Origin of the sequence: Pelistega ratti, from assembly GCF_009833965.1 — a bacterium.
GTDB classification, from domain to species: Bacteria; Pseudomonadota; Gammaproteobacteria; order Burkholderiales; family Burkholderiaceae_B; genus Taylorella; species Taylorella ratti.
The window spans coordinates 881,003-902,407 of sequence record NZ_CP047165.1; the positions used below are offsets into that span (position 1 = coordinate 881,003).

Consider the following 21,405-nt stretch of genomic DNA (forward strand, 5'->3'; position numbering starts at 1 on the left):
AATGAATAAAACTTCTAAATAATAATCTATTTTACTGTTTGCAATATTATTTTAGAGTATCTTATAAATAACAATAAAACGTTAAGTATAACAATCCCAGTGCAATTCGTGCGAAAGATAGATATTACACTTAAAAATCAGCATGGAGTATTTTGTCTATATCTGTTTACTACCATTGTTTATTTAAGATAGAATACAAACTTGAAGAGTTTTTCTCATGATAGATATATTAGCCTCTCTATAATGAATTACTTTAAAGATTAATTTAATTCTGTATGGAAGAGTAAAGAAGAATTGACTTAAATTTAAGATTTTATAAAGTTATTAATATAATGACTAATTAGTAATGAAAAAACAATTTACTTTTATTGATTTATTTGCTGGTATTGGTGGATTTCATTTTGCCCTAAAAGAATTGGGAGGTAAGTGTGTTTTTGCAAGTGAGTGGGATATAAATGCTCAAAAAACTTACGAAGCAAATCATGGAATTAAACCATTTGGCGATATAACAAAATCAGAAATTAAAGCTAAAATACCATTAGACTTTGATATATTATGTGCTGGTTTCCCATGTCAAGCGTTCTCTATTGCTGGTTATCAAAAAGGATTTTCAGATAGTAGAGGAACATTATTTTTTGATATTGAACAAATTATACAAGCACATAGACCCAAAATAGTTTTTTTAGAAAATGTAAAAAACCTTATTTCTCACGATAAAGGAAATACATTTAGGATTATTCTTGATATTTTAGAAAACAAATTAAATTATACCGTACACTTTAAAGTACTCAATACTGCCGAGTATGCAAATATTCCCCAAAATAGAGAACGTATTTTTATTGTTGCTTTTAATAATGACTCTAACCTAAATACTGCACAATTTTATTTTCCTGAAAAAATAAAATTAACCAAAACAATACATGATATCCTAGAAACAGAGAAACAAGATGATTTTTTTTATTACGAGAAGTCCAAATATATTACACAATTAAGAGAGAATATAAAATCTCAAGATACTATTTATCAATGGCGTAGAGTTTATGTCCGTGAAAATAAAAATGGACTCTGCCCTACGTTAACAGCCAATATGGGGACTGGCGGACATAATGTACCTTTATTACTTGATAACTTTGGAATTCGGAAACTAACCCCAAAGGAATGCTTTGCATTTCAGGGATACAACATGGATAAATTTAAAATTCCAGAAATTGCTAAAAGTAAATTGTATATGCAAGCAGGTAATAGTGTAACAATGCCCCTAGTAAAACGTATAGCTGAAAACTTTTTAAAGGTTTTAAAATGAACAATTTGCATATAAACAATGAATACCTTGAATTACTTAAAATAATGTCATCTCTATCAGGATTATTTTCAGATAGCAATGTCCCCTACTTATATTACCGAAACGCTGAAAATCTATTTTGTCATGCATTAAAAGCTAAAAATTTAAGTCGTGATGATACAGCTTTTGATGCCCTATTATCGGTTGAAAATCAAAATATTGGTATAGGTTTAAAAACGTTCATTTGTTCTCGACAAGCAAGTATTGAGAAAGTAGCTGAATTTAATCAATTATCTAAAACATTTCAATCTAATAATTCTAAAGAATTAGCAAAAATGATCGCTGATGCTAGAAATCAACGAATATTATTTGCAAAAAGAATGTATGGGATTGAAAAGGCTATATATCACTTAGTCACACGCCGTGATGAAGAGCTTCGTATTTTTGAGGAAAACTATGATTTAATTAATATCAATCAAATTACTGTAACTAGGAAAACAGAAAGTAGCTTATCATTTTCAGATAATTTAAACGATTATACATATAATTTTTCTAAAAGTACTTTATTCAAAAAATTTATTATTCCTCAACAATATCACTCTATTCCAGTTAAAATTATCTCAGAACCATATGAATTACTACTAAACTTAAAAAATACCTTAGAAAATAAAAATAATATACAGCAAAATCAGAAACCACAAGTGGTATTACCGCTATACTCAACTAGAAGAAATAATGTTGAAAAACATAGTGGTTTAAATCAATGGAATGCTAATGGTCGTAAACGTAGTCTTGATGAAGTATATATTCCTATTCCTAAATTTATTCACAATAATTATAGTAATTTTTTCCCACCTAGAGATCAACCATTTAGTTTAATCACTCCAGATAATCAAGTATTAAGTGCTAAAGTATGTCAAGAAAATAGCAAAGCTCTCATGAGCAATCCAAACTCTGCTTTAGCAAATTGGTTATTACGTCAATTACTTAATCTAAATGAAGGAGAACTAGCAACAATGGAAAGATTAGAGCTTATGGATTGTGATAGTGTAATAATTACAAAACTTAATAATAATGAATATAAAATAGACAAAGCTAAATTTGGTGCATATAGAGAATTTTCAAATACATAAGGATATTTATAGTTTGAAGTTTAAAATCTAGGTTTTTTAATTTAGTATTTATAAAAATCAATTACTCTCTTTCATAAAGACTTGATTACACCCCTAAACAAATGTAAACTCTCTATTCAAACAGTGATTATCGGAGTTATTGTGAATAAATTAACCTTGTTATTAGGTACTGGCTTGTTGTTAAGCCACTCAATTGCTACCGCCCAATTTGTGCCGCCTTCCACACCTCTTTCAGAAAATGCCACTATTTTTGATACAGAAGATACATCGGTAACAGGTATCACTACTACAAGTGCTGAAGGGGGGTCAGAAACCGTTGCAAATATCCTCAAGCATCTAGAACCCAGTATTGATACCAGTATCCCTGAAACCCATTCTCAAGCGGCAGAACGTATCAAACAATTGATTCATGCTGGGAAATACGATATTGCCTTACGAGAAATTGACAAGTTTACTATCAATCACCAATACACAGATGGGACAGATGTACAATTACTCTTTCTCAAAGCACGTGCCTATGCAGCCAAAGGGGATATTAATAAAGCTATCACTATCTATAATGAGATGACCTTTAATTACCCAGAATTGGCTGAACCATGGAATAATAAAGCAGCCCTTCAAATGAAATTAGGTTCTTTTGATGAAGCACTAGAATCCCTAAAGATGGCACTGGCTATTCGTCCTAATTACACTATTGCAAATCAGAATATTGGCCTTATTTATACAGCTCTCGCTAAACGATCATTTAATCAAGCCGCTCATAATGGCTCAAAAAGTGCTCAGCAAAAAGCAGAGAAACTTCAACAATTTTTAGATGGAAAATAATCCATGCGTTTATTTAACTCTTATGTAAGTAGTCTTGTTATAGCAGGTATGTTGATAATGCCAATTAGTCAAGCTACTTACGCTCAACCTTCAAAGGAAACAAATACTATGTCAGCGCATCCTCGTGTTAAATTAAGTACCAATAAAGGTGACATTCTTCTTGAACTTAACCCAGAAAAAGCACCTATCACTACAGAAAATTTTTTATCCTATGTAAAAGACGGTTTTTATGATGGTGTTGTTTTTCACCGTGTTATCAAACGCTTTATGATTCAAGGCGGTGGCTTCCTACCGGGACTAAAAGAAAAAGATACTAAAGCTCCTATTGAAAATGAAGCAAAAAATGGTTTACGTAATGATAAATATACCATTGCTATGGCACGTACTTCTGCTCCTCACTCAGCGAGTGCACAATTCTTTATCAATACAAATGACAATGATTTCCTTAACCACACTAGCCCTACACCACAAGGTTGGGGTTATGCTGTTTTTGGTAAAGTCGTAGAGGGAACAGATGTGGTTGATGCCATTGAGGGAGTCCGTACAGGTAATAAAGGTTTCCATCAAGACGTACCTGTTGAAGACGTTATTATTGAAAAAGCGACTATTGTTGAATAATAGTGAATAAGTTGCCTACACTTACCCTGTCAGGTACACTTTATGTGGCCTCGGATATTCATCTGGGGCCTTCTATCCCTCTTACCAATCAACTCTTCTATCAATTTCTACAAAAAGCATCGAATGAAGCAGATGCTCTCTTACTTCCCGGAGACATTTTTAATGTTTGGTTTGGTGATGATTTTGCTCTCACTAGCCAAGAACCTTGGTTACAAGAGACTTTAGTCACATTAAAAAAATGTGCACAAAAAATTCCTGTCTATTTTATCCATGGCAATCGTGATTTCTTAATCGGAAAAACATTTTGTCAGCAGGTTGGTATGCATCTATTACCCGAACAGTGCTTACTAAAAACAGAGGCAGGGACTATTTTTATCAGCCATGGCGATGAACTCTGCACACAAGATAAATCATATATGCGATTAAGATGTATCCTACGTTGCTCTTTGGTTCAGCATCTATTTTTACACTTACCACTTTCATGGCGCAGTGCTATCGCTCAATTTCTTCGTCATCGCAGCCATTCTATACAGCAACAACAAGATAAAGCCTACCATCAACACTATGATATTGCTCTAGAAGCCCTAGAGACTATTTTACAGCAGTATCCTGATATTCAATATATTATCCACGGACATACCCATCAAGAAGCCATACACACTATTCCCAATCACCCTAACAAAAAACGTTTTGTACTCAGTGACTGGGATATAGACCATGCACAGCGACAAGGTTATCTCTGTATAAAAAAAGAGGGATTAGCCTTTCATAAAATGCCAATCCCTTCTTCTATTGATACATTAACACCATAGGTTCAACACTATTTACAGTGGTTTCCCTCAAATGCCCTTATTTTTCTTTAAATTTAAATCATTTTAAAAATTATCTTTAACTTATCAAAACTATTTTGATAAGAAGGAAAATACTACAAATAGCGATTGATAAAGCGAGTTTTCTGGAGTAAAGCGGAAGAACTGCTTGAGCGACTCAACACTATTTGTAATGGTTTCCTTCTCTCACCTATAATTTTAAATACAACCTAATTTAAACAAGATTAAACACCCATGCTGCCACAAGCAAACCAAAGATAATACGATACCACCCAAAAGGACGATAAGAATATTTCGCTACAAAGCTCAATAAGGCTTTAACCACTACTAAGGCGCTAAAAAAAGCAAATATAAAACCAATAATAATAGCCAATAAATTGCTTTGACTTAGCTGAGCACCATACTTATATAGGCTTAATACTGTTGCAGCAATCATGGTAGGCATTGCAAGAAAAAAAGAGAATTCTGTTGCCGTTTTACGATGAATACCTGCTAACATACCGGCAATAATCGTAGCACCTGAACGAGAAGTACCGGGAATCATTGCTAAACATTGAGCAAAACCAACGGTTAATGCCTGAGCAATACTAATATCTTCAATCTTACGGGTCTGATGCGAAAGAGCTTCCTCATTTTGTGTAGAATGTTTAGCCATACTAGGGCGACTTTCTACCCATAACATAATCAAACCACCCAATACCAAAGTAATCGCATAGACAATAAACTGCCCATCTAATAATTGTTTGATATATTTAATCAATAATAGCCCAATAACCGCTGCTGGCAAAAAAGCGAGTAATAAATTACGCACAAATAATAACTCTGTCCGTTCTCGTTTTATTGTTCCTACACAAATCTTGGCAATCTGTTGTCGATATACCCACATCACTGCCAAAATGGATCCTAACTGAATCACTATTTCATAGACTTTATCTTGCCCAGCATCAAAACCAATCCAATCACCAACAATCAATAAATGTGCCGTACTTGAAATAGGTAAAAATTCTGTAATCCCTTCAACAATACCTAAAAAGGCGGCTTTCAAAAGAAAAATAAAATCCTGCATCGTTTATTCTCAATTAAAGTATTTTATAGATTAAATAAAAAGCAAATACCACTATTAATTTTATAAAATACACATTACGCTATCAATCTCTTTACCCACTCAATTTGTAAAGTAAATTCACTAAAGTATAAAAAAAGCCCTCATCAACCAGTTTTATTCAGGTTGAAAGGGCATCATCAGTCATCTATCCCTATGCTTGGATAGCTTGAACTAACTGAGGGAATAGTTTAGGTGAGCTTGCTAACACATTACCAGAACTCATCCAGCCTTGTTCGCCATCAAAATCACCAATTAAACCACCCGCTTCTAATACAAGCAAACTACCTGCAGCAACATCCCACGCTTGAAGATTAGCACCGCAATAACCATCTAAACGACCACTGGCAACATAAGCTAATTCAAGTACCGTTGAACCTAAACGGCGAAAACCGCTGGTTTGTTCAATAAGATTATAAAACTGGTAATCATTTTTATCTTTTGACTGAACAGGGAATCGACCAGCAATGAGAGAATCTTTCAGATAAGAACGTGAACTGACTCGAATACGGCGATCATTTAAAAAAGCACCCACACCACGAGAAGCAGTAAAAATCTCATTACGGTTAGGATCATAGACCAAACCATGCATCACTTTACCTCTTTGCACAACCGCAATAGAAATTGCATAATCAGGCAGACCATGAATAAAATTCTTTGTGCCATCTAAAGGATCAATAATCCACTGATACTCAGGATCACTTTTACTTCCTTTTGTTAAACCTGTTTCTTCTCCCAAAACAGCATGATCAGGATAGGCCTCTAGTAAGATTTCAATAATCGCATTTTCAGCGGCTCTATCAATATCAGTGACATAATCATTAGGGCCTTTACGAGACACTTGTACTTTTTCTAATTCAAGACTAGCACGGTTAATTATATTGCCCGCACGACGGGCAGCCTTCATGGCAATAGTAAGCAATTGATGCATTTTTTATACAATGATGTTAAAGAGTTAGGTAAAAAGAATTTTCATTATTTCAAACAAACCTTTATTGTAATGAACTATGTTCTTATATACTAGTCAAAATCCGCTTTTTCTTTATTTTTTAAGTTTTTTATGCAAAATTTTTTTAACGGTACACGTTTTATTATGGTTGGAACTAGCCACCCCGGCAATATTGGTTCAGCCGCACGGGCAATTAAAACCATGGGATTTCATGAGTTAGTATTAGTTTCTCCCAAAACCACTAATTTACATCAACACCCTGATGCAATTGCTTTAGCTAGTGGGGCTGTCGATATCTTAGAAAATATTATCGTTGTCGATAGCCTAGAAAAAGCATTAGCACCGATTACTTTATCTTATGCCTTAACCGCAAGAGATCGTGATATGGGGCCTCCTGTTATGGATATTCGCCAAGCGGCTCAAGAATCAGCCCACCATCTTCACCAATCCATTACGAATAAAATAGCGATTATCCTAGGGCCAGAACGCATTGGTTTAGATAATCAACAAATCAGCCTTTGCCACCGTATTTGCCACATTCCAGCTAATCCAGCCTATAGCTCATTAAATGTAGCACAAGCCTTACAACTTTCTGCATGGGAATTGCGTTATGCCTTTACACAGCAGCAATCTACCTCCCCTATCGATAAAACTATTCATTATGCACCACAAGAAAAAGTTGAAGCTCTCATACAACATTGGCAACAAGCCTTAATACATATTGATTTTCTAAATCCTGCCCACCCCAAAAAATTAATGCCAAGAATGCGATACTGGTTTAACCGTAGCCAATTAACGCAGGAAGAAACCGATATGATGCGTGGTGTATGTACACAAATACTTAAAATGAAAAAAGATTCATCATAAATATATAGATGAGTTATTTTTTCATATTATTTTTATATTTTTTAATGATATGGCTCTTTGAAATATGCACCTAATCTCGTAATACCCCTTTATTTTTATTGACAAATCTCTAATTTTTTCTCTTTCCGAAGATTGGTTAGCAAGTAATTCGCTTTATTTTCTTTATAGTATTTACTCACTAAGTAATCTTTACCATCTGATGCAGTAAAACAAAACTCTTTTCCTCTGCCTATAAAAGGTGCTATTTTATCTTGAGAAATATTTAATCTTGTTAGATATTTCTTAGAATGAGTAGTTGAAATTATGTCTCTGAATCTACTTTTTGGTAATTCATCATTTTTACTTATCTGAAAAATAATAATTAAATCACTCGTTTCAACAAATGACTTTAGATATATATCCACTCCCTTATCAAGTATTTCACCTACATACCATGAAAACTGTGTAGAATTTAAAAATTCACTCGCACTGTTGTAGCTATACTCCTTATCATTAGATGTTAATAAAGCAAATAATAGATAGAATATAAAAATAATAGCTATAACGATAAAAATAAAATTTTTTAGTATATTTTTAACTGTTTTTCTCATAAATATTCTATTTCCTTCTTAATTTTTTAACAAGTATTCTAGTTTTTTATTTTAGGCATTCCCCCCTATTATTTCCTAAGTAGAATTATATTTTTGAAATACTTCAAAGGGACAACATCTTAGCAGTATTAATGTAGCTAGTATTATCGGAAATAATATATAGATGGCATTTTGTAACTCATTACACTCCATACTTATCAATACCAATGCTAACAATCCATAGAAATGTTAGCCAAAACAGTAGATATACAACCAGTAGATTTAAAACACCATAAAATAATTTACATTGCTTAATAAGAGGAATAACGATAAGTGAAGATATAGCAAAAGGGAAAACTATCCCTACTTTCCCAAATATAACAAAAATAAAATAAATTGATAATATATAATCAATTCTCAATATTATCGATAGATAATTAACCAAGAAGAATATAGCTATTAATATAGCATCAATAATGATAATCTTCCTTAACATCAAATATCCTTTCTTTTAAAGAAAAATAGGGACCATACTAGATTGTCCCTAAGTTTTCTCAGTATTTTTAACTACTTTATCCCACCCCTAAGGTGGAGTCTTATTATCAAGGTTCATTTTATCACTTATTGATTATCCCAAAAATCAACCGCTGCATTAAAGACAGGTCGAACAATTTTCTGACGAATCACAAAATCACCAAATGCCTCCTCTTCATTTCGTTCACTAACCCAACGTCCAATTAACATATCTAATTCCGCTAAAATCTCAGGAATTGTAATATTCTCTTTATACAAACGAGGAATCCGCACACCTGCACGATCCCCCCCAATATGCAGATTATAGCGACCCACCGCCTTACCGACTAAACCAATCTCTGCCAACATTGATCGTCCACACCCATTTGGACACCCTGTAATACGCGTAATAATATAATCATCAGGGATACCATACTTAGCCAATATTTTATCCATCTCTGTAATAAAATCAGGCAAGATACGTTCTGACTCTGCCATTGCCAAAGGACAAGTCGGTAAAGCCACACAAGACATTGCATTTTCTCTTTGCTTACTCACATCATTACGGATTAAACGATATTTTCTGGCTAATTGCTCAATATGTTCCTTATCCTCTTCTGCCACATTAGCCACAATCATATTTTGATTTGCTGTAATCCGAAAATCACCTTTATGTACCTTGGCAATTTCTAGCATACCTGTTAAAAGAGGCTTATCTTCTTTATCTGTTAAGCGACCACTTTCAATAAACAAGGTTAAATGCCATTTATTATCAATTCCTTTTACCCAACCAATACGATCCCCTCTTTCAGTAAACTCAAAGGGTCTAATGGGTTCAAATGCACAGCCCATCCGTTTTTCAACTTCTTGGCGAAAACCGTCTAAAGTCATATTTTGAAGAGTATAACGGGTACGTGCATTTTTACGGTCATGACGATTACCAAAATCCCGTTGAGTCGTTACAATTGCTTCAGCTGCCGCTAAGGTTTTATCCAATGTGACAAAACCAAGTTCTTTAGACACATCAGGATAAGTTTTAGTATTGCCATGCTCAAACGATAAACCACCACCCACTAGTACATTAAACCCACATAACTGTCCATTATCATCTTGAATAGCGATAAAGTTCATATCATTACCATAGATATCCACATCATTTAATGGAGGAATAGCAACAGCCGTTTTAAACTTACGAGGAAGATAGGTTTCACCCAAAATAGGCTCTGATTCCTGCAATATATCATCGGAACTTTCTACTTTTTTACCATCAATCCAAACATCTAAATAGCCACGAGAACGGGGTAATAAATGTTCAGAGATTTTCTTAGCAAATTCATACGCCTGTTGGTGTAATTCGCTCTCAATCGGGTTAGAAGTACAAAGTACATTACGGTTCATATCAGAGGCGGTTGCAATAGAGTCTAAACCAATACGATGTAATAAGCGGTGCATAGACTGTAGTTTTCCCTTGGGGACACCGTGATATTGGAACGTTTGACGATTAGTTAAGCGAATAGATTGATAATAAGTATGTTCACGAGCAAATTTATCAATCTCAATCCATTGTGCTGGTTTAATAATCCCACCGGGTAAACGGCATCGTAATAGCATAAACTTTAACGGTTCTAGTTTTTCTTCTAATCGTTCTGCTCGAATATCACGATCATCTTGCTCATACATACCATGAAAGCGGATTAATTGGAAATTATCTCCCGTAAAACCACCTGTTAAAGGATTTTCTAAATCCTCTACAATCGTTCCTCTTAAAAACTTACTCTCACGTTTTAAACGTTCATTATCTGATAATGGTTTATCTTGCCACTCTAATTTCATTTCGACTTCCTTTCTTTCATCACTTATTTTCATCATAAGGTGTATGAATAACCCTACTTATCCTTACCATCAAAACAAGCGATATTTTCTAAAAATTAATACACATCTCGCTGATAGCGTTTATCTTCACGTAACTCCATTAAATACTCTTCCGCCTCTTCTGTGCTTAATTGACCTTCTTGTTCAATCACCGTTAATAAGGCTTTTTCCACATCTCTTGCCATTCGGCTTGCATCACCACAGACATAGATATAAGCCCCTTCTTGTAGCCATTGCCAGACCTCTTTAGCCGCCGCACGGATTTTATCTTGCACATAGATTTTTTCTTCTTGGTCACGAGACCATGCAAAATCATACTTATGCAAATACCCCTCTTTAGCCAATTGTTGCCACTCTAATTGATAAAGAAAATCTTGCGTAAAGCGTTGATTACCAAAAATTAACCAGTTTTTACCACTTGCCTCATTTGCCGCACGTTGCTGTAAAAAAGCACGAAATGGTGCAATACCCGTACCTGAACCAATCATAATAATAGGTTTACTGGTATCTTCTGGTAGGCGGAAGTGATCATTAGGCTCAATAAAGACCCTGACCGTACTATCCTCTTGTATTCGATCCGCTAAAAAGCCTGATGCAGCACCTGTATAGGCGGTTCCTTGGTGATCAAAACGTACTACTCCTACGGTAATATGGACTTCTTCCCCCACCTCTGCTGGTGAAGAGGAAATGGAATAAAGTCGTGGGGTTAAAGGACGTAATAAATCAACTAATTGTACGGCGGTTAAATGACTAGGATAGGCTTTTATCACCCCAACTAATGGGGTATTCGCAATATACTCATTTAAGGTCTCTGGAGATTGTAATAAATCCCTTAATGCTTGATGGTTTGCTAAAACAGCATATGACTGCACAAATGCCGATGTATTTTGGCTGATTTCCAAATAAGAAGTTAAGGCTGTATATAAATCAATGGATTTATTTTCTATTTCAACTATTTCATCTCCTTGGAGGGAAACTAAACGGAGTATTTCCTGCACTAAAGCTGGATCATTATCAAACCAAACACCTAGCGCATCACCTGCTTGATAATGTAACCCTGAATCACTTAAATCAAGTTCAATATGGCGAACATCTTTTTCCGCTTGTCTAGCCGTAATTTTTTGGTGTGTTAAGACTGTTGCAGGAAAAGGATTTTGCTTAGTGTAAACAGAAGATACGGTAGTAGTATTTTCCCTAGTCTGAGACACTACGTTGGCACTCTGACGTTCTTGCACTTGCTGTTTTACAATCGTACTAATTTGCTCAATCCATTTTTCTGCTGTTGCCTGATAGTCTAAATCTGCCGTTGTACAGTCTAAGAGTCGTGTTGCCCCTAATTCACCCAATCGCTGATCAAAATCCTTACCTGCTTGGCAGAATTTAGGATACGAACTATCGCCCAACCCTAAAACGGCAAAGCGTAATGTACTTAATGAAGGAGCTTTTTTCCCATATAATAATTTATACAATACAACCCCTTCTTCTGGCGGTTCTCCCTCTCCCTGTGTCGAGCTTACTAATAGTAAGAGTTCTTCATTAACAATATTTTTAGCCTTATAGTCTTTAGCTGAAATACAGCTAACCTCAATATTTTCTTGTTGTAACCGCTCTGCTAGACGAGTAGCAACACCTTTCGCATTCCCTGTTTGAGAAAGGGATAACACCGTTACTTTTAAAGGTGATACAGTTGTTGCTAAGGTTGATACGCTCTGCAAATCACCTATCGCCACCGCAGGGTTTACTCCTTGTGCTTTTGCCCAGCAATACCCGGAAATCCATGCGAGTTGTAATGGATTTAACTGTTCTATTGCCTGACATATTTCTTTATTTACTGGAATATCATTCATTTTCTTTATATACAAACTAAAATTATTTATCTCATAAAACCGTATATAACGACAGTACACCCAATTACCTATACATTGGCAGACTGAATCATACCTGCTGCCACAGTTTGATAACTAGCATCATCAATCAAAATAAAAGAACCAGCAACTAGGTTTTCACTATAAGGGGTTGCCACGATTGGTTTTTGCAAAGTAAGATTAACGTCTGCAATATCATTCATTTTTACTTGCTGTGTATCTTGTGTATTTAATAAGGTTTGGATATCTAATACTTGATTAATGCAACTGACTTTTGCTAAAAGCGTTTGCGTGCCATGCTTTAGTAAATATTTACGAGCGGGATTTAAGGCTCTTTCATCAAACCAACAGAGTGTTGCTTTTATCTGTTTAACCGCTTGAAGTGGTGCTTGTATATCGACAAACACATCTCCTCTCGAAATATCAATATCTTGATCAAGACGTAAGGTGATCACCTCTCCAGCAAAAGCCTGCTGTACCTCACCCCTTGGTGTGATAAGTTCTACTACCTTTGCTTCTAATCCTGAGGGTTCTACTCGGATAGACTGTCCTACAGCAATACTTCCTGCTTCAATACGGCCTTGGTATCCCCTAAAATCATCTTTTGTATCAGCATCCTGACGAATCACAAATTGAACAGGGCAATAAAAATAGTGATCTTGTTGGTGTAATTCTTCAGCACTTGGTAGATTCTCTAGAATATCTAATAAAGACTCTCCTTGATACCAAGGCATTTTTTCACTTTTATAAACAACATTCTCCCCTAATAAAGCAGAAATAGGCACAAAATGAATATCCTTTAAACCAAGTTGATGTGCTAAAGAAAGATAAGCATCTTGAATCGCTAAAAATGTCTCTTGCTTAAAATCTAACAAATCCATTTTATTAACTGCCACAATAATATGCGGACAATTGAGATGCTGTAAGATAGCAGAATGTCGTTTAGTTTGATTTAATAACGTAATAGGTGCTTGACTATCATGAAATTGTGAGGCATCAATTAAAATAATTGCTGCTGATGCGGTAGAGGCACCCGTTACCATATTTCGTGTATATTGCTCATGCCCCGGTGTATCGGCAATAATAAATTTACGATTAGCGGTTGAAAAATAACGATAGGCAACATCAATCGTAATTCCCTGCTCTCTTTCTGCCTCTAAACCATCGGTTAATAAAGAGAAATCTATTTCACCCTGTTCACTATACTTTGATTTACCTTGTTTTAAGGCATGAATTTGGTCAGCAAGTAAGGTCTTACTATCATAAAGTAGTCGCCCAATTAAGGTACTTTTACCATCATCTACACTACCTGCTGTAATAAACCGTAAAGGGCTTTTTTGTATGCTCATCTTGTTATACTCCACTATCTATTCACTATTTATTCAAAATAATTTGTATTAATTATTTCAAATTTAAATTAAAAATATCCTTCTTTTTTACGTTTTTCCATCGCTGCTTCACTTGCCTGATCATCTAGACGTGTTGCACTACGTTCAGAAATATCGGCTAAAGCTGTCTCTTCAATAATGTCTTGTGGTGTTCTTGCCCGACTGACAACAGGACAAGTACAACTAATATCACCTACCGTTCTGAAGCGAACATCTAAGACTTCTGATATTTCATCCACCCCTTTAGGTGTCAGTGGAGTAACAGGAACGAGTAAACCTTTACGGCGAACCACTTCCCGCTGATGGGCATAGTAAATAGACGGAAGGGCTAAATTTTCTCTTGCAATATATTGCCAAATATCCAATTCAGTCCAGTTAGAGATAGGAAAGACACGCATATTCTCACCCTTATGCAATTTTGTATTGTATAAAGACCATAATTCAGGACGTTGCTCTTTAGGATTCCATTGTCCAAACTCATCACGGAAAGAAAAGATACGCTCTTTGGCTCGTGCTTTTTCTTCATCTCGTCTTGCGCCACCCATTAAGGCATCAAATCCATACTCCGCAATAGTTTCTAATAGTGTTACGGCTTGTGCCGCATTACGGCTCTCATTTTCTTTACGTAGTACCACTGTTCCTCTCGCAATAGAATCCTCTACCTTACCTACAATAAGGCGAGCATTAAATCGTACGACTTGTTCATCTCTAAATTGAATCACTTCAGGGTAATTATGCCCTGTATCAATATGCACTAGTGGAAAAGGAAGCTGAACAGGTCTATTCCCTAGCTGAAAAGCCTTACGCACTAAGGCTAATAAGACAACAGAGTCTTTCCCTCCTGAAAATAACAAAGCAGGATTTTCACACTCCGCCACAAGTTCACGAATAATATAAATAGACTCTGCTTCTAAGCCATCTAAATGTCCGTTTTGAATTTGATATTTCTCTACCATTTATTTACCCTACTAAAATTTGTTTATCCTTAAAATAAATTATTATTTATGTAATCCACATTCTTTACTCTCTTGGTTTTCCCACCACCAACGACCAGCCCTTATATCTTCCCCTGCTTTAACAGGGCGTGTACAGGGATCACAACCAATACTCGGATAACCTTGTTGATATAGCGTGTTATACGGTACTTGATATGTCAAAATATATGCCCAAACCTCTTGTTCTGACCAATCAAAAATGGGATTATATTTAGCCATTTGATGTTGCTTATCTTCCTCTACAAATGTCAACTCAGCTCGTGTAATTGACTGCTCTCGCCGTTGCCCTGTTATCCAAGCATCAGCATCTTTTAATGCATGTGATAAAGGTTCTATTTTTCGTAAAAAACAGCATTGACGGCGTAAAGCAACACTTTCATAAAAAGGGGTTTTGCCAAATTCTTCTACAAAAGCATTCGTCCTTACCATATCAGGCATAAAAATATGTGTCGTTAAATCAGGGTAATGCTTTATTAATACTTCCCATAACGCTAATGTCTCTTTATGCAATAAACCCGTATTTAAGGTAAACACTGAAATCACTAAGCGATAACGCGCAATCATATCGGTTATTAACATATCTTCTACTGCCAAACTACTGGCTAATTTCACCATTTTATGTGTTTGAACAATACTTTCTAAACGCTCAGCTAATACCGCTATTTTGCTAGGTAATGCCTCATATACTTCTGTCGAAGGTCGAGGAATTTCCCAAAGTTTGGGTTTATAAAAATGTAATAATTCTTCAGCCGACATAAGCCACCTCTTTTGGGTTACTTACTACATCATCAGTAGGTAGATTATTCAGGACAGTTTGTTCACCAAACCACGCTAAATGATCGTGTAATTTGACTACCTCTCCTACAACAATTAACGCTGGGGTAGGCATATTTTTTACTAAAGCGGGTAATTCAGCTAATGTACCCACTACTGTTTTTTGTGTAACTTGTGTACCTTGTGCAATGACTGCTACAGGGGTATCTGCTGCTCGACCATAACGCAGTAAACACGTTGCAATATCTGGGGCTTTTAATGTACCCATATAGATAACCAGTGTTTGCTTACTCCGCGCAAGACTTTGCCACTCATGCTTATCTTCCACCCCTGTCTTACGATGCCCTGTAACAAAAACAACACTCTGCGCATAATCTCTATGGGTTAATGGAATGCCAGCATAAGCCGTAGCACCAATACCAGCGGTAATACCCGGCACAACCGAAAAGGGAATACCTTGTTCAGTCAATACTTCTAACTCTTCTCCACCTCGACCAAAGACAAAAGGATCACCTCCTTTTAAGCGAACAACACGTTTTCCTTGTTGGGCATATTGCACCAATAATTGATTTGTTGTTTCTTGTGAAATACAGGAACCATTTGCCCGTTTTCCAACATATACAAGTTGTGCATCTCGCCGAACTAAATCTAAGATTTCCTCAGAAACCAAGGCATCATATAACACAACATCGGCTTGTTGAATTTCTTGTAAACCTTTTAAGGTTAAAAGACCTGCATCACCCGGACCTGCTCCTACTAAGGAGACAAATCCACCTTGATAATCTTGATCTAATTGTTGTTCTAATTCTTGCTCTGCTTGCTGATATTGATGATTTTTCAGTAACTGATCAAATCGTCCATTAAATAGTTTTTCCCAAAAGCGGCGGCGTTCCGTAATTGTTTTTAATTTATGTTTAACCCTTGCTCGCCATTGACCCGATAACGTCGCCATTGCACCTAAATGTTGCGGTAATAAACTTTCTAATTTTTCTCTCAATAAACGGGCTAATACAGGGGCTTTTCCACCACTTGAAATAGCAATCTGAATAGGGTTACGATCAATAATAGAGGGAAAAATAAAGCTACAACGTGCTTGATCATCAACCACATTAACTAATTTATACTGTTGTTGTGCCGATAGATACACTCGTTGATTTAATACTTCATCATTGGTGGCTGCGATAACTAAAAAAACGGTACGAATATGATCGGCTGTAAACTCCTTAGCAATCCATTCAATACGATGTTGGCTATATAGTTGATGCAAGGTATCTGTTAATGTATGTGCAACAACACGTACCTCTGCCCCCGCTTTTAGTAATAATTTGATTTTTCGCTCCGCAATATCTCCTCCTCCTACCACTAATACAGGGCGAGCTGTTAATTGAGCAAATACTGGAAAATACTCCATAAACCTACCTCATTTCAATGTTATAGAGAAGAGAAAAAGCGTTCACTTCTTTGTTATATACATTTGTTGCAAAAATGCTTGCTTGAGATATCTTTATAAAGGAAAATAAATTTTTAAGAAAATAATAAAAAATTATTTTTTATTATTTACAGAAATAAGAACTTTTTATTAATTAGTTATAATTTTTAATTATATAGAAATATATTATAAGCTATTGATAATACTGTATTTTTATAAATTATCTACTATACTAATTTCAAAACTTATAATATGAATAAGGATATACACTATCCGATTATGAAGATATAAAATCAAGTTATATATTCATTCACTCTACATACAAACTAACTAAATTTATCCCCCTACCTTTCAATAAGGGGATAAATAAAAAGTTAGCACTTAGCCCTAAGTCACAGAGACAATTACCCAATAAGGACTAGTAGTGTATTAATATAATACCCCTTAAAACCCCTCTTTCAACAACTGACAAAAAACTTGCCAACACTTATCTACAGAAGCAATTTCTACACACTCATTAGGTGAATGGGCTGAACGGATATTTGGACCAAAAGAAATCATATCCATTTTGGGAGCATGACCTTTTAAAATACCACACTCTAAACCTGCATGAATCACCTCAATCGTAGGTGCTTTGCCATAGAAATTGGTAAATAGAGTTTGGCATTTCGCCAATAAAGGTGAGCTTGGGTCTGGCTTCCATCCGGGATAATCATCACTAACCTCTACCATTGCACCTGCTAAATCTGCCAAAGCTTGTAAACGTTGCGATATATCGTCTTTAGGTGTTTCTAGTAATGAACGCATTAAGCAGTGAATTGTTAGTGATTGATTTTCTACGGCAACAACACCCATACTAATCGAAGTTTCTACAATACCTTTAAAATCGGTACTCATTCTTAGTACACCATTCGGTATAGTACGAATTAATCGAATCATTTTAGCCGTATCAGCTACTGAGCAAGCTTCTGTTACGGTATTATTTTTCACCACACTCAGTTGTAGATGTGGTTCTATATCCCCTAATTCTGCTTTCAGTGTCGCTTCTAAGGTCTGAATAAGGGTATCAGGTAACTCGCCTTGGCAAATAATATCCGCATACGCTTCTCGTGTAATCACATTACGCAAAGTGCCACCTTTAATATCTGCCAATTGGAAAGGCTGATGATGATATAACACATCCAATACGCGTGCTAATACTAAATTAGCATTGGCTCGTCCTGTATGGATATCAATACCTGAATGTCCTCCTCTTAACCCTGATACTTGCACACGGTAAGCATTGCCCTGTGTCATAGATGTAATAAAGGGTAAAGAAAAAGTTGCATCTCGACCACCCGCACAACCAATAAATAATGCCCCTTCATCTTCTGAATCAAGGTTAATCAAATAAGGCGCGGTTAGCCATTCTGGTGATAAAGCTCTTGCACCTCCCATACCGATTTCTTCTTCAACGGTTAGGATAATATCAAGTGGCGGATGAGGAATATCTTCTGAAAAAACAATAGCTAATGCCATCGCCGCACCAATCCCATTATCTGCACCTAATGTAGTATCTGTCGCAAAAAGCCATCCATCCACTATTCGTAATTGAATAGGATCAGTTTCAAATTGATGTGTACTCTCTACCGTTTTTTGTGCCACCATATCAATATGAGCTTGAATAGCCACACGAGCACGGTTTTCCATACCTGCTGTACCATTCTTTTGAATAAGAATATTACCTATCTCATCACGCTTAACAGATAAACCTTTTTCTTCTGCTTTCTTGATAATAAAATCCCGTAGTGCTTGCTCATGAAAGGTGGGATGAGGGATTGCACATATATCACTAAACCATTGCCATACGGGTTGGGGGGTAAAAGCGACAATTTCTTTTGACATCATTATTCCTAAAATATAATTAAACCCTATCTTGTGATTTATATAATACTTATATCAATAAGTAAGGTCTATAAGATAAAAGTAAAAACTTATTTTAACAGACTGTTGCAATAAGATTAAGTAAACGCATACGATTAAGATTTATATATAAAACAATCTTTACTCTATTTTGCCTTAGATAATATTGTAAAACGACTGAAAGTAACTAAGAACATAATAGAATGCTACTATTTAACCTAAAATCTTATCTATTCTCTATAGATAAGTAAACCCATAGAAAAATATATAGAAAATAAGTAGATAACAAAAAAGCGAGGTGCTATTACCACCCCGCTCTTTTTATACATTATCTTATTAGTTTGATGTTTCCCCATCAATCGGTGCTTGCATCATTAAAGCAAGCTCTTCTGTATGCATCAAGTTAAGGTAACGTTGATATTGTTTAAGAATATCCGCTATTAACTCTTCTTTATTCATGTACTGTACATCATAACCAATACGACCATCACCAAAATAGGTAAAAGGTTCATGCACCTCGGTTTTATCCAATTTTGGTAAAGCATCTTCATCGGCTAGTGCATCATGAACTTTAGAGGACTGTACTTTAACCCCATATAAGAAATTACGCCACTGTCCTTTTTCAATCACTAATTCCATTGCCATTTCAGGCTCTGTAAATTCATTAATAATCACTTGTAATTGATGCTTATTAACTAATTCTTGACGTAAAGATTCAAAAGCAGGACGTACAGTTTTCTTAAAGAAATTATCCATATCACTGGCTTGTGTTTGATGAAGAATTTGATTTAAATGTTGTTTCCAACGATCACCACTCCAGAAAACACTCGCAGCATTTAATTTCTTATCAAAATAACGGGCATCTGAACGTAAACCTCTTATCAAACTAACACACATACCAACCATAATCACCATAAAGGGTAAGGCAACAATTAATGTAACCGCTTGTACCGCACCCAAGCCATCTGTCCGTAATAAAGCAATTGCCATGGTAATCAGTAATATCCCCCACAGAATACTTTGCCAGCGTGGACTAGGTCGGCTACTTCCCCCTGAAGCAATATTATTTAATACAATAATACCTGAGTCAGCAGAGGTAATAAAGAACATCGATAAAATAATTAAAGCAACAATACTACTAACTTGGTAGAAAGGAAAATGCCCTAAGAATTTAAAGAGTAAAATTTCTGGTGTACTCGTAAAGGCAGATAAAGCACCATTATTTACCTCATTTACCCAAAGTCCTGAATTACCAAAAATAGTAAACCACAATAAACTAAATACCGTAGGGGCAATTAAAACACCAATAACAAATTCTCGGATTGTACGGCCTCTGGAAATACGAGCAATAAACAAGCCAACAAAAGGAGCCCAAGAAGCCCACCATGTCCAGTACAATACCGTCCACCCTGTAAACCAAGCCTGATGTTCTGTATCATACGAGAAAGTTTTAAAACTCATCTCTGTAACATGACTAAGGTAATAACCCACATTTTCAACAAACGATCCGAGTAGTTTTACCGTAGGACCATAAAAGAGAATAAATAATAAAAGGGATAATGCTAATAATAGGTTTAATTCACTCAAGCGTCTAACACCTTTACCCACACCTGATATAGCAGATAAAATTGCGACAGAAGTCACCACGATGATAATCAGCATTTGAGGATAAAAACCAACCTCATCAACAATCCCAAGACTGTGTAAACCTGAATTTAATTGGATTGCACTAAACCCTAATGTCGTAACAATACCAAAAACCGTTGCCAATAGTCCGAAACCATCAATCACATTACCTACTGTACCATTAATTTTTTCTTTAAATAGCGGATAGAATGTTGAACGTAATGATAAAGGTAAACGATAACGATAGCCAAAAAAGGCTAAGGCTAATGCCATAATGCCATAAATCGCCCACGGATGAATTCCCCAATGGAAAAAGGTATAAAGCATGGCATTTTTATCAATATTATCCTCGGTAATCGGTGATGCATAGTGCATTAAAGGCTCTGCTACACCAAAATACATTAATCCTACACCCATACCTGCGGCAAATAGCATCGCTAGCCATGAGAAGAAAGGATATTCTGGATCTTCATCATCTGCTCCTAAGCGAATATCACCTAGGCGGCTACATACTAATGCAATTAAAAAAGCTAAAAATAAAGATACCGCTAAGATATAAAACCAACTAAAATGGTTAAAGGTAAAAGCCTGAGCAATATCTAAGGTTGTTTTCATTTTTTTAGGAACTATCATTCCTAGTGTCCCGATAATCACCATAAAGATAAAACTCGGGATAAATACTTTTAAATTAAATGTCGTCTTCATCTGTTATATCTCAATATAATATATCTATCTTCCAGTAAAAAACACAATTTATTGTAACACAAGAATTTTTTAATGAATAATAACCACTAAAAACCCTTTTATAAAAAGGGTAAATCTCTTATAATAAAACAGTTAAATAACGCTCGAAAAATAACCCTTTA

The 21,405-nt window shown here is 35.4% G+C and carries 18 protein-coding genes; 7 read left to right on the forward strand and 11 right to left on the reverse strand.

Annotated elements, in window-relative coordinates; translation table 11 throughout:
• The first annotated feature begins 346 nt into the window (after positions 1–346).
• The 5 genes from dcm to F9B76_RS03835 all read left to right on the forward strand — a co-directional run bounded on the left by dcm (position 347) and on the right by F9B76_RS03835 (position 4,670).
• The gene (gene dcm / locus F9B76_RS03815; protein ID WP_159990920.1) at positions 347–1,303 is read left to right on the forward strand and encodes a DNA (cytosine-5-)-methyltransferase; all 957 of its coding nucleotides are present in this window, start codon (positions 347–349) and stop codon (positions 1,301–1,303) included.
• On the forward strand, positions 1,300–2,415 hold the full coding sequence (locus tag F9B76_RS03820) for a phospholipase D-like domain-containing protein (protein ID WP_159990921.1): 1,116 nt from the start codon (positions 1,300–1,302) through the stop codon (positions 2,413–2,415). The genes dcm and F9B76_RS03820 overlap by 4 nt, the downstream gene beginning before the upstream one ends.
• Positions 2,416–2,556: 141 nt before the next feature.
• The gene (locus tag F9B76_RS03825) at positions 2,557–3,240 is read left to right on the forward strand and encodes a tetratricopeptide repeat protein (protein ID WP_159990922.1); all 684 of its coding nucleotides are present in this window, start codon (positions 2,557–2,559) and stop codon (positions 3,238–3,240) included.
• A 57-nt stretch (positions 3,241–3,297) separates the two neighbouring features.
• Entirely contained in the window at positions 3,298–3,858 is a 561-nt protein-coding gene (locus F9B76_RS03830) for a peptidylprolyl isomerase (RefSeq protein WP_235914901.1), read from the forward strand.
• 2 nt (positions 3,859–3,860) lie between these two features.
• Positions 3,861–4,670: a UDP-2,3-diacylglucosamine diphosphatase gene (locus F9B76_RS03835; RefSeq protein WP_159990923.1), complete on the forward strand. Its 810-nt coding sequence runs from the start codon at positions 3,861–3,863 to the stop codon at positions 4,668–4,670.
• Positions 4,671–4,902: 232 nt separating this feature from the next.
• Here F9B76_RS03835 and F9B76_RS03840 read toward each other — a convergent pair whose 3' ends face one another.
• Entirely contained in the window at positions 4,903–5,754 is an 852-nt protein-coding gene (locus F9B76_RS03840; protein ID WP_159990924.1) for an undecaprenyl-diphosphate phosphatase, read from the reverse strand.
• Positions 5,755–5,944: 190 nt separating this feature from the next.
• A complete protein-coding gene (locus F9B76_RS03845) occupies positions 5,945–6,721 on the reverse strand; it encodes an inositol monophosphatase family protein (protein WP_159990925.1) in 777 nt (258 codons plus the stop codon).
• A gap of 129 nt (positions 6,722–6,850) precedes the next feature.
• On the opposite strand from F9B76_RS03845, the gene F9B76_RS03850 reads away from it, so the two are divergent.
• Entirely contained in the window at positions 6,851–7,606 is a 756-nt protein-coding gene (locus F9B76_RS03850; protein ID WP_243140676.1) for an RNA methyltransferase, read from the forward strand.
• Between the two features lie 95 nt (positions 7,607–7,701).
• On the opposite strand, the gene F9B76_RS03855 is transcribed toward F9B76_RS03850, so the two are convergent.
• The 3 genes from F9B76_RS03855 to F9B76_RS03865 form a co-directional block, all read right to left on the reverse strand.
• Positions 7,702–8,196: a hypothetical protein gene (locus F9B76_RS03855; protein ID WP_159990926.1), complete on the reverse strand. Its 495-nt coding sequence runs from the start codon at positions 8,194–8,196 to the stop codon at positions 7,702–7,704.
• Positions 8,197–8,796: 600 nt separating this feature from the next.
• Positions 8,797–10,557, reverse strand: coding sequence for an assimilatory sulfite reductase (NADPH) hemoprotein subunit (cysI, locus tag F9B76_RS03860; RefSeq protein ID WP_243140677.1), 1,761 nt, complete (start codon positions 10,555–10,557; stop codon positions 8,797–8,799).
• Between the two features lie 59 nt (positions 10,558–10,616).
• Positions 10,617–12,407, reverse strand: a complete 1,791-nt coding sequence (locus F9B76_RS03865) for an assimilatory sulfite reductase (NADPH) flavoprotein subunit (protein WP_159990927.1) — start codon at positions 12,405–12,407, stop codon at positions 10,617–10,619.
• On the opposite strand from F9B76_RS03865, the gene F9B76_RS10515 reads away from it, so the two are divergent.
• Positions 12,397–12,444 carry a hypothetical protein gene (locus F9B76_RS10515; protein ID WP_423805512.1) on the forward strand — a complete coding sequence of 16 codons (48 nt, stop codon included), beginning with the start codon at positions 12,397–12,399 and terminating at the stop codon, positions 12,442–12,444. The genes F9B76_RS03865 and F9B76_RS10515 overlap by 11 nt on opposite strands.
• A 31-nt stretch (positions 12,445–12,475) precedes the next feature.
• Here the strand turns inward: F9B76_RS10515 and F9B76_RS03870 are convergent, their stop codons facing one another.
• From F9B76_RS03870 to F9B76_RS03895, 6 genes are all read right to left on the reverse strand, one after another.
• The gene (locus F9B76_RS03870; RefSeq protein WP_159990928.1) at positions 12,476–13,774 is read right to left on the reverse strand and encodes a sulfate adenylyltransferase subunit 1; all 1,299 of its coding nucleotides are present in this window, start codon (positions 13,772–13,774) and stop codon (positions 12,476–12,478) included.
• 68 nt (positions 13,775–13,842) lie between these two features.
• Positions 13,843–14,769, reverse strand: a complete 927-nt coding sequence (cysD, locus tag F9B76_RS03875) for a sulfate adenylyltransferase subunit CysD (RefSeq protein WP_159990929.1) — start codon at positions 14,767–14,769, stop codon at positions 13,843–13,845.
• 42 nt (positions 14,770–14,811) lie between these two features.
• Positions 14,812–15,564, reverse strand: coding sequence for a phosphoadenylyl-sulfate reductase (locus F9B76_RS03880; RefSeq protein WP_159990930.1), 753 nt, complete (start codon positions 15,562–15,564; stop codon positions 14,812–14,814).
• On the reverse strand, positions 15,554–16,993 hold the full coding sequence (cysG, locus tag F9B76_RS03885) for a siroheme synthase CysG (RefSeq protein WP_159990931.1): 1,440 nt from the start codon (positions 16,991–16,993) through the stop codon (positions 15,554–15,556). Before cysG ends, F9B76_RS03880 begins: the two co-directional genes overlap by 11 nt.
• A 462-nt stretch (positions 16,994–17,455) precedes the next feature.
• On the reverse strand, positions 17,456–18,898 hold the full coding sequence (locus F9B76_RS03890) for an aminoacyl-histidine dipeptidase (RefSeq protein ID WP_201289348.1): 1,443 nt from the start codon (positions 18,896–18,898) through the stop codon (positions 17,456–17,458).
• A gap of 351 nt (positions 18,899–19,249) precedes the next feature.
• Positions 19,250–21,244: a BCCT family transporter gene (locus F9B76_RS03895; RefSeq protein WP_159990932.1), complete on the reverse strand. Its 1,995-nt coding sequence runs from the start codon at positions 21,242–21,244 to the stop codon at positions 19,250–19,252.
• Between the last annotated feature and the right edge of the window lie 161 nt (positions 21,245–21,405).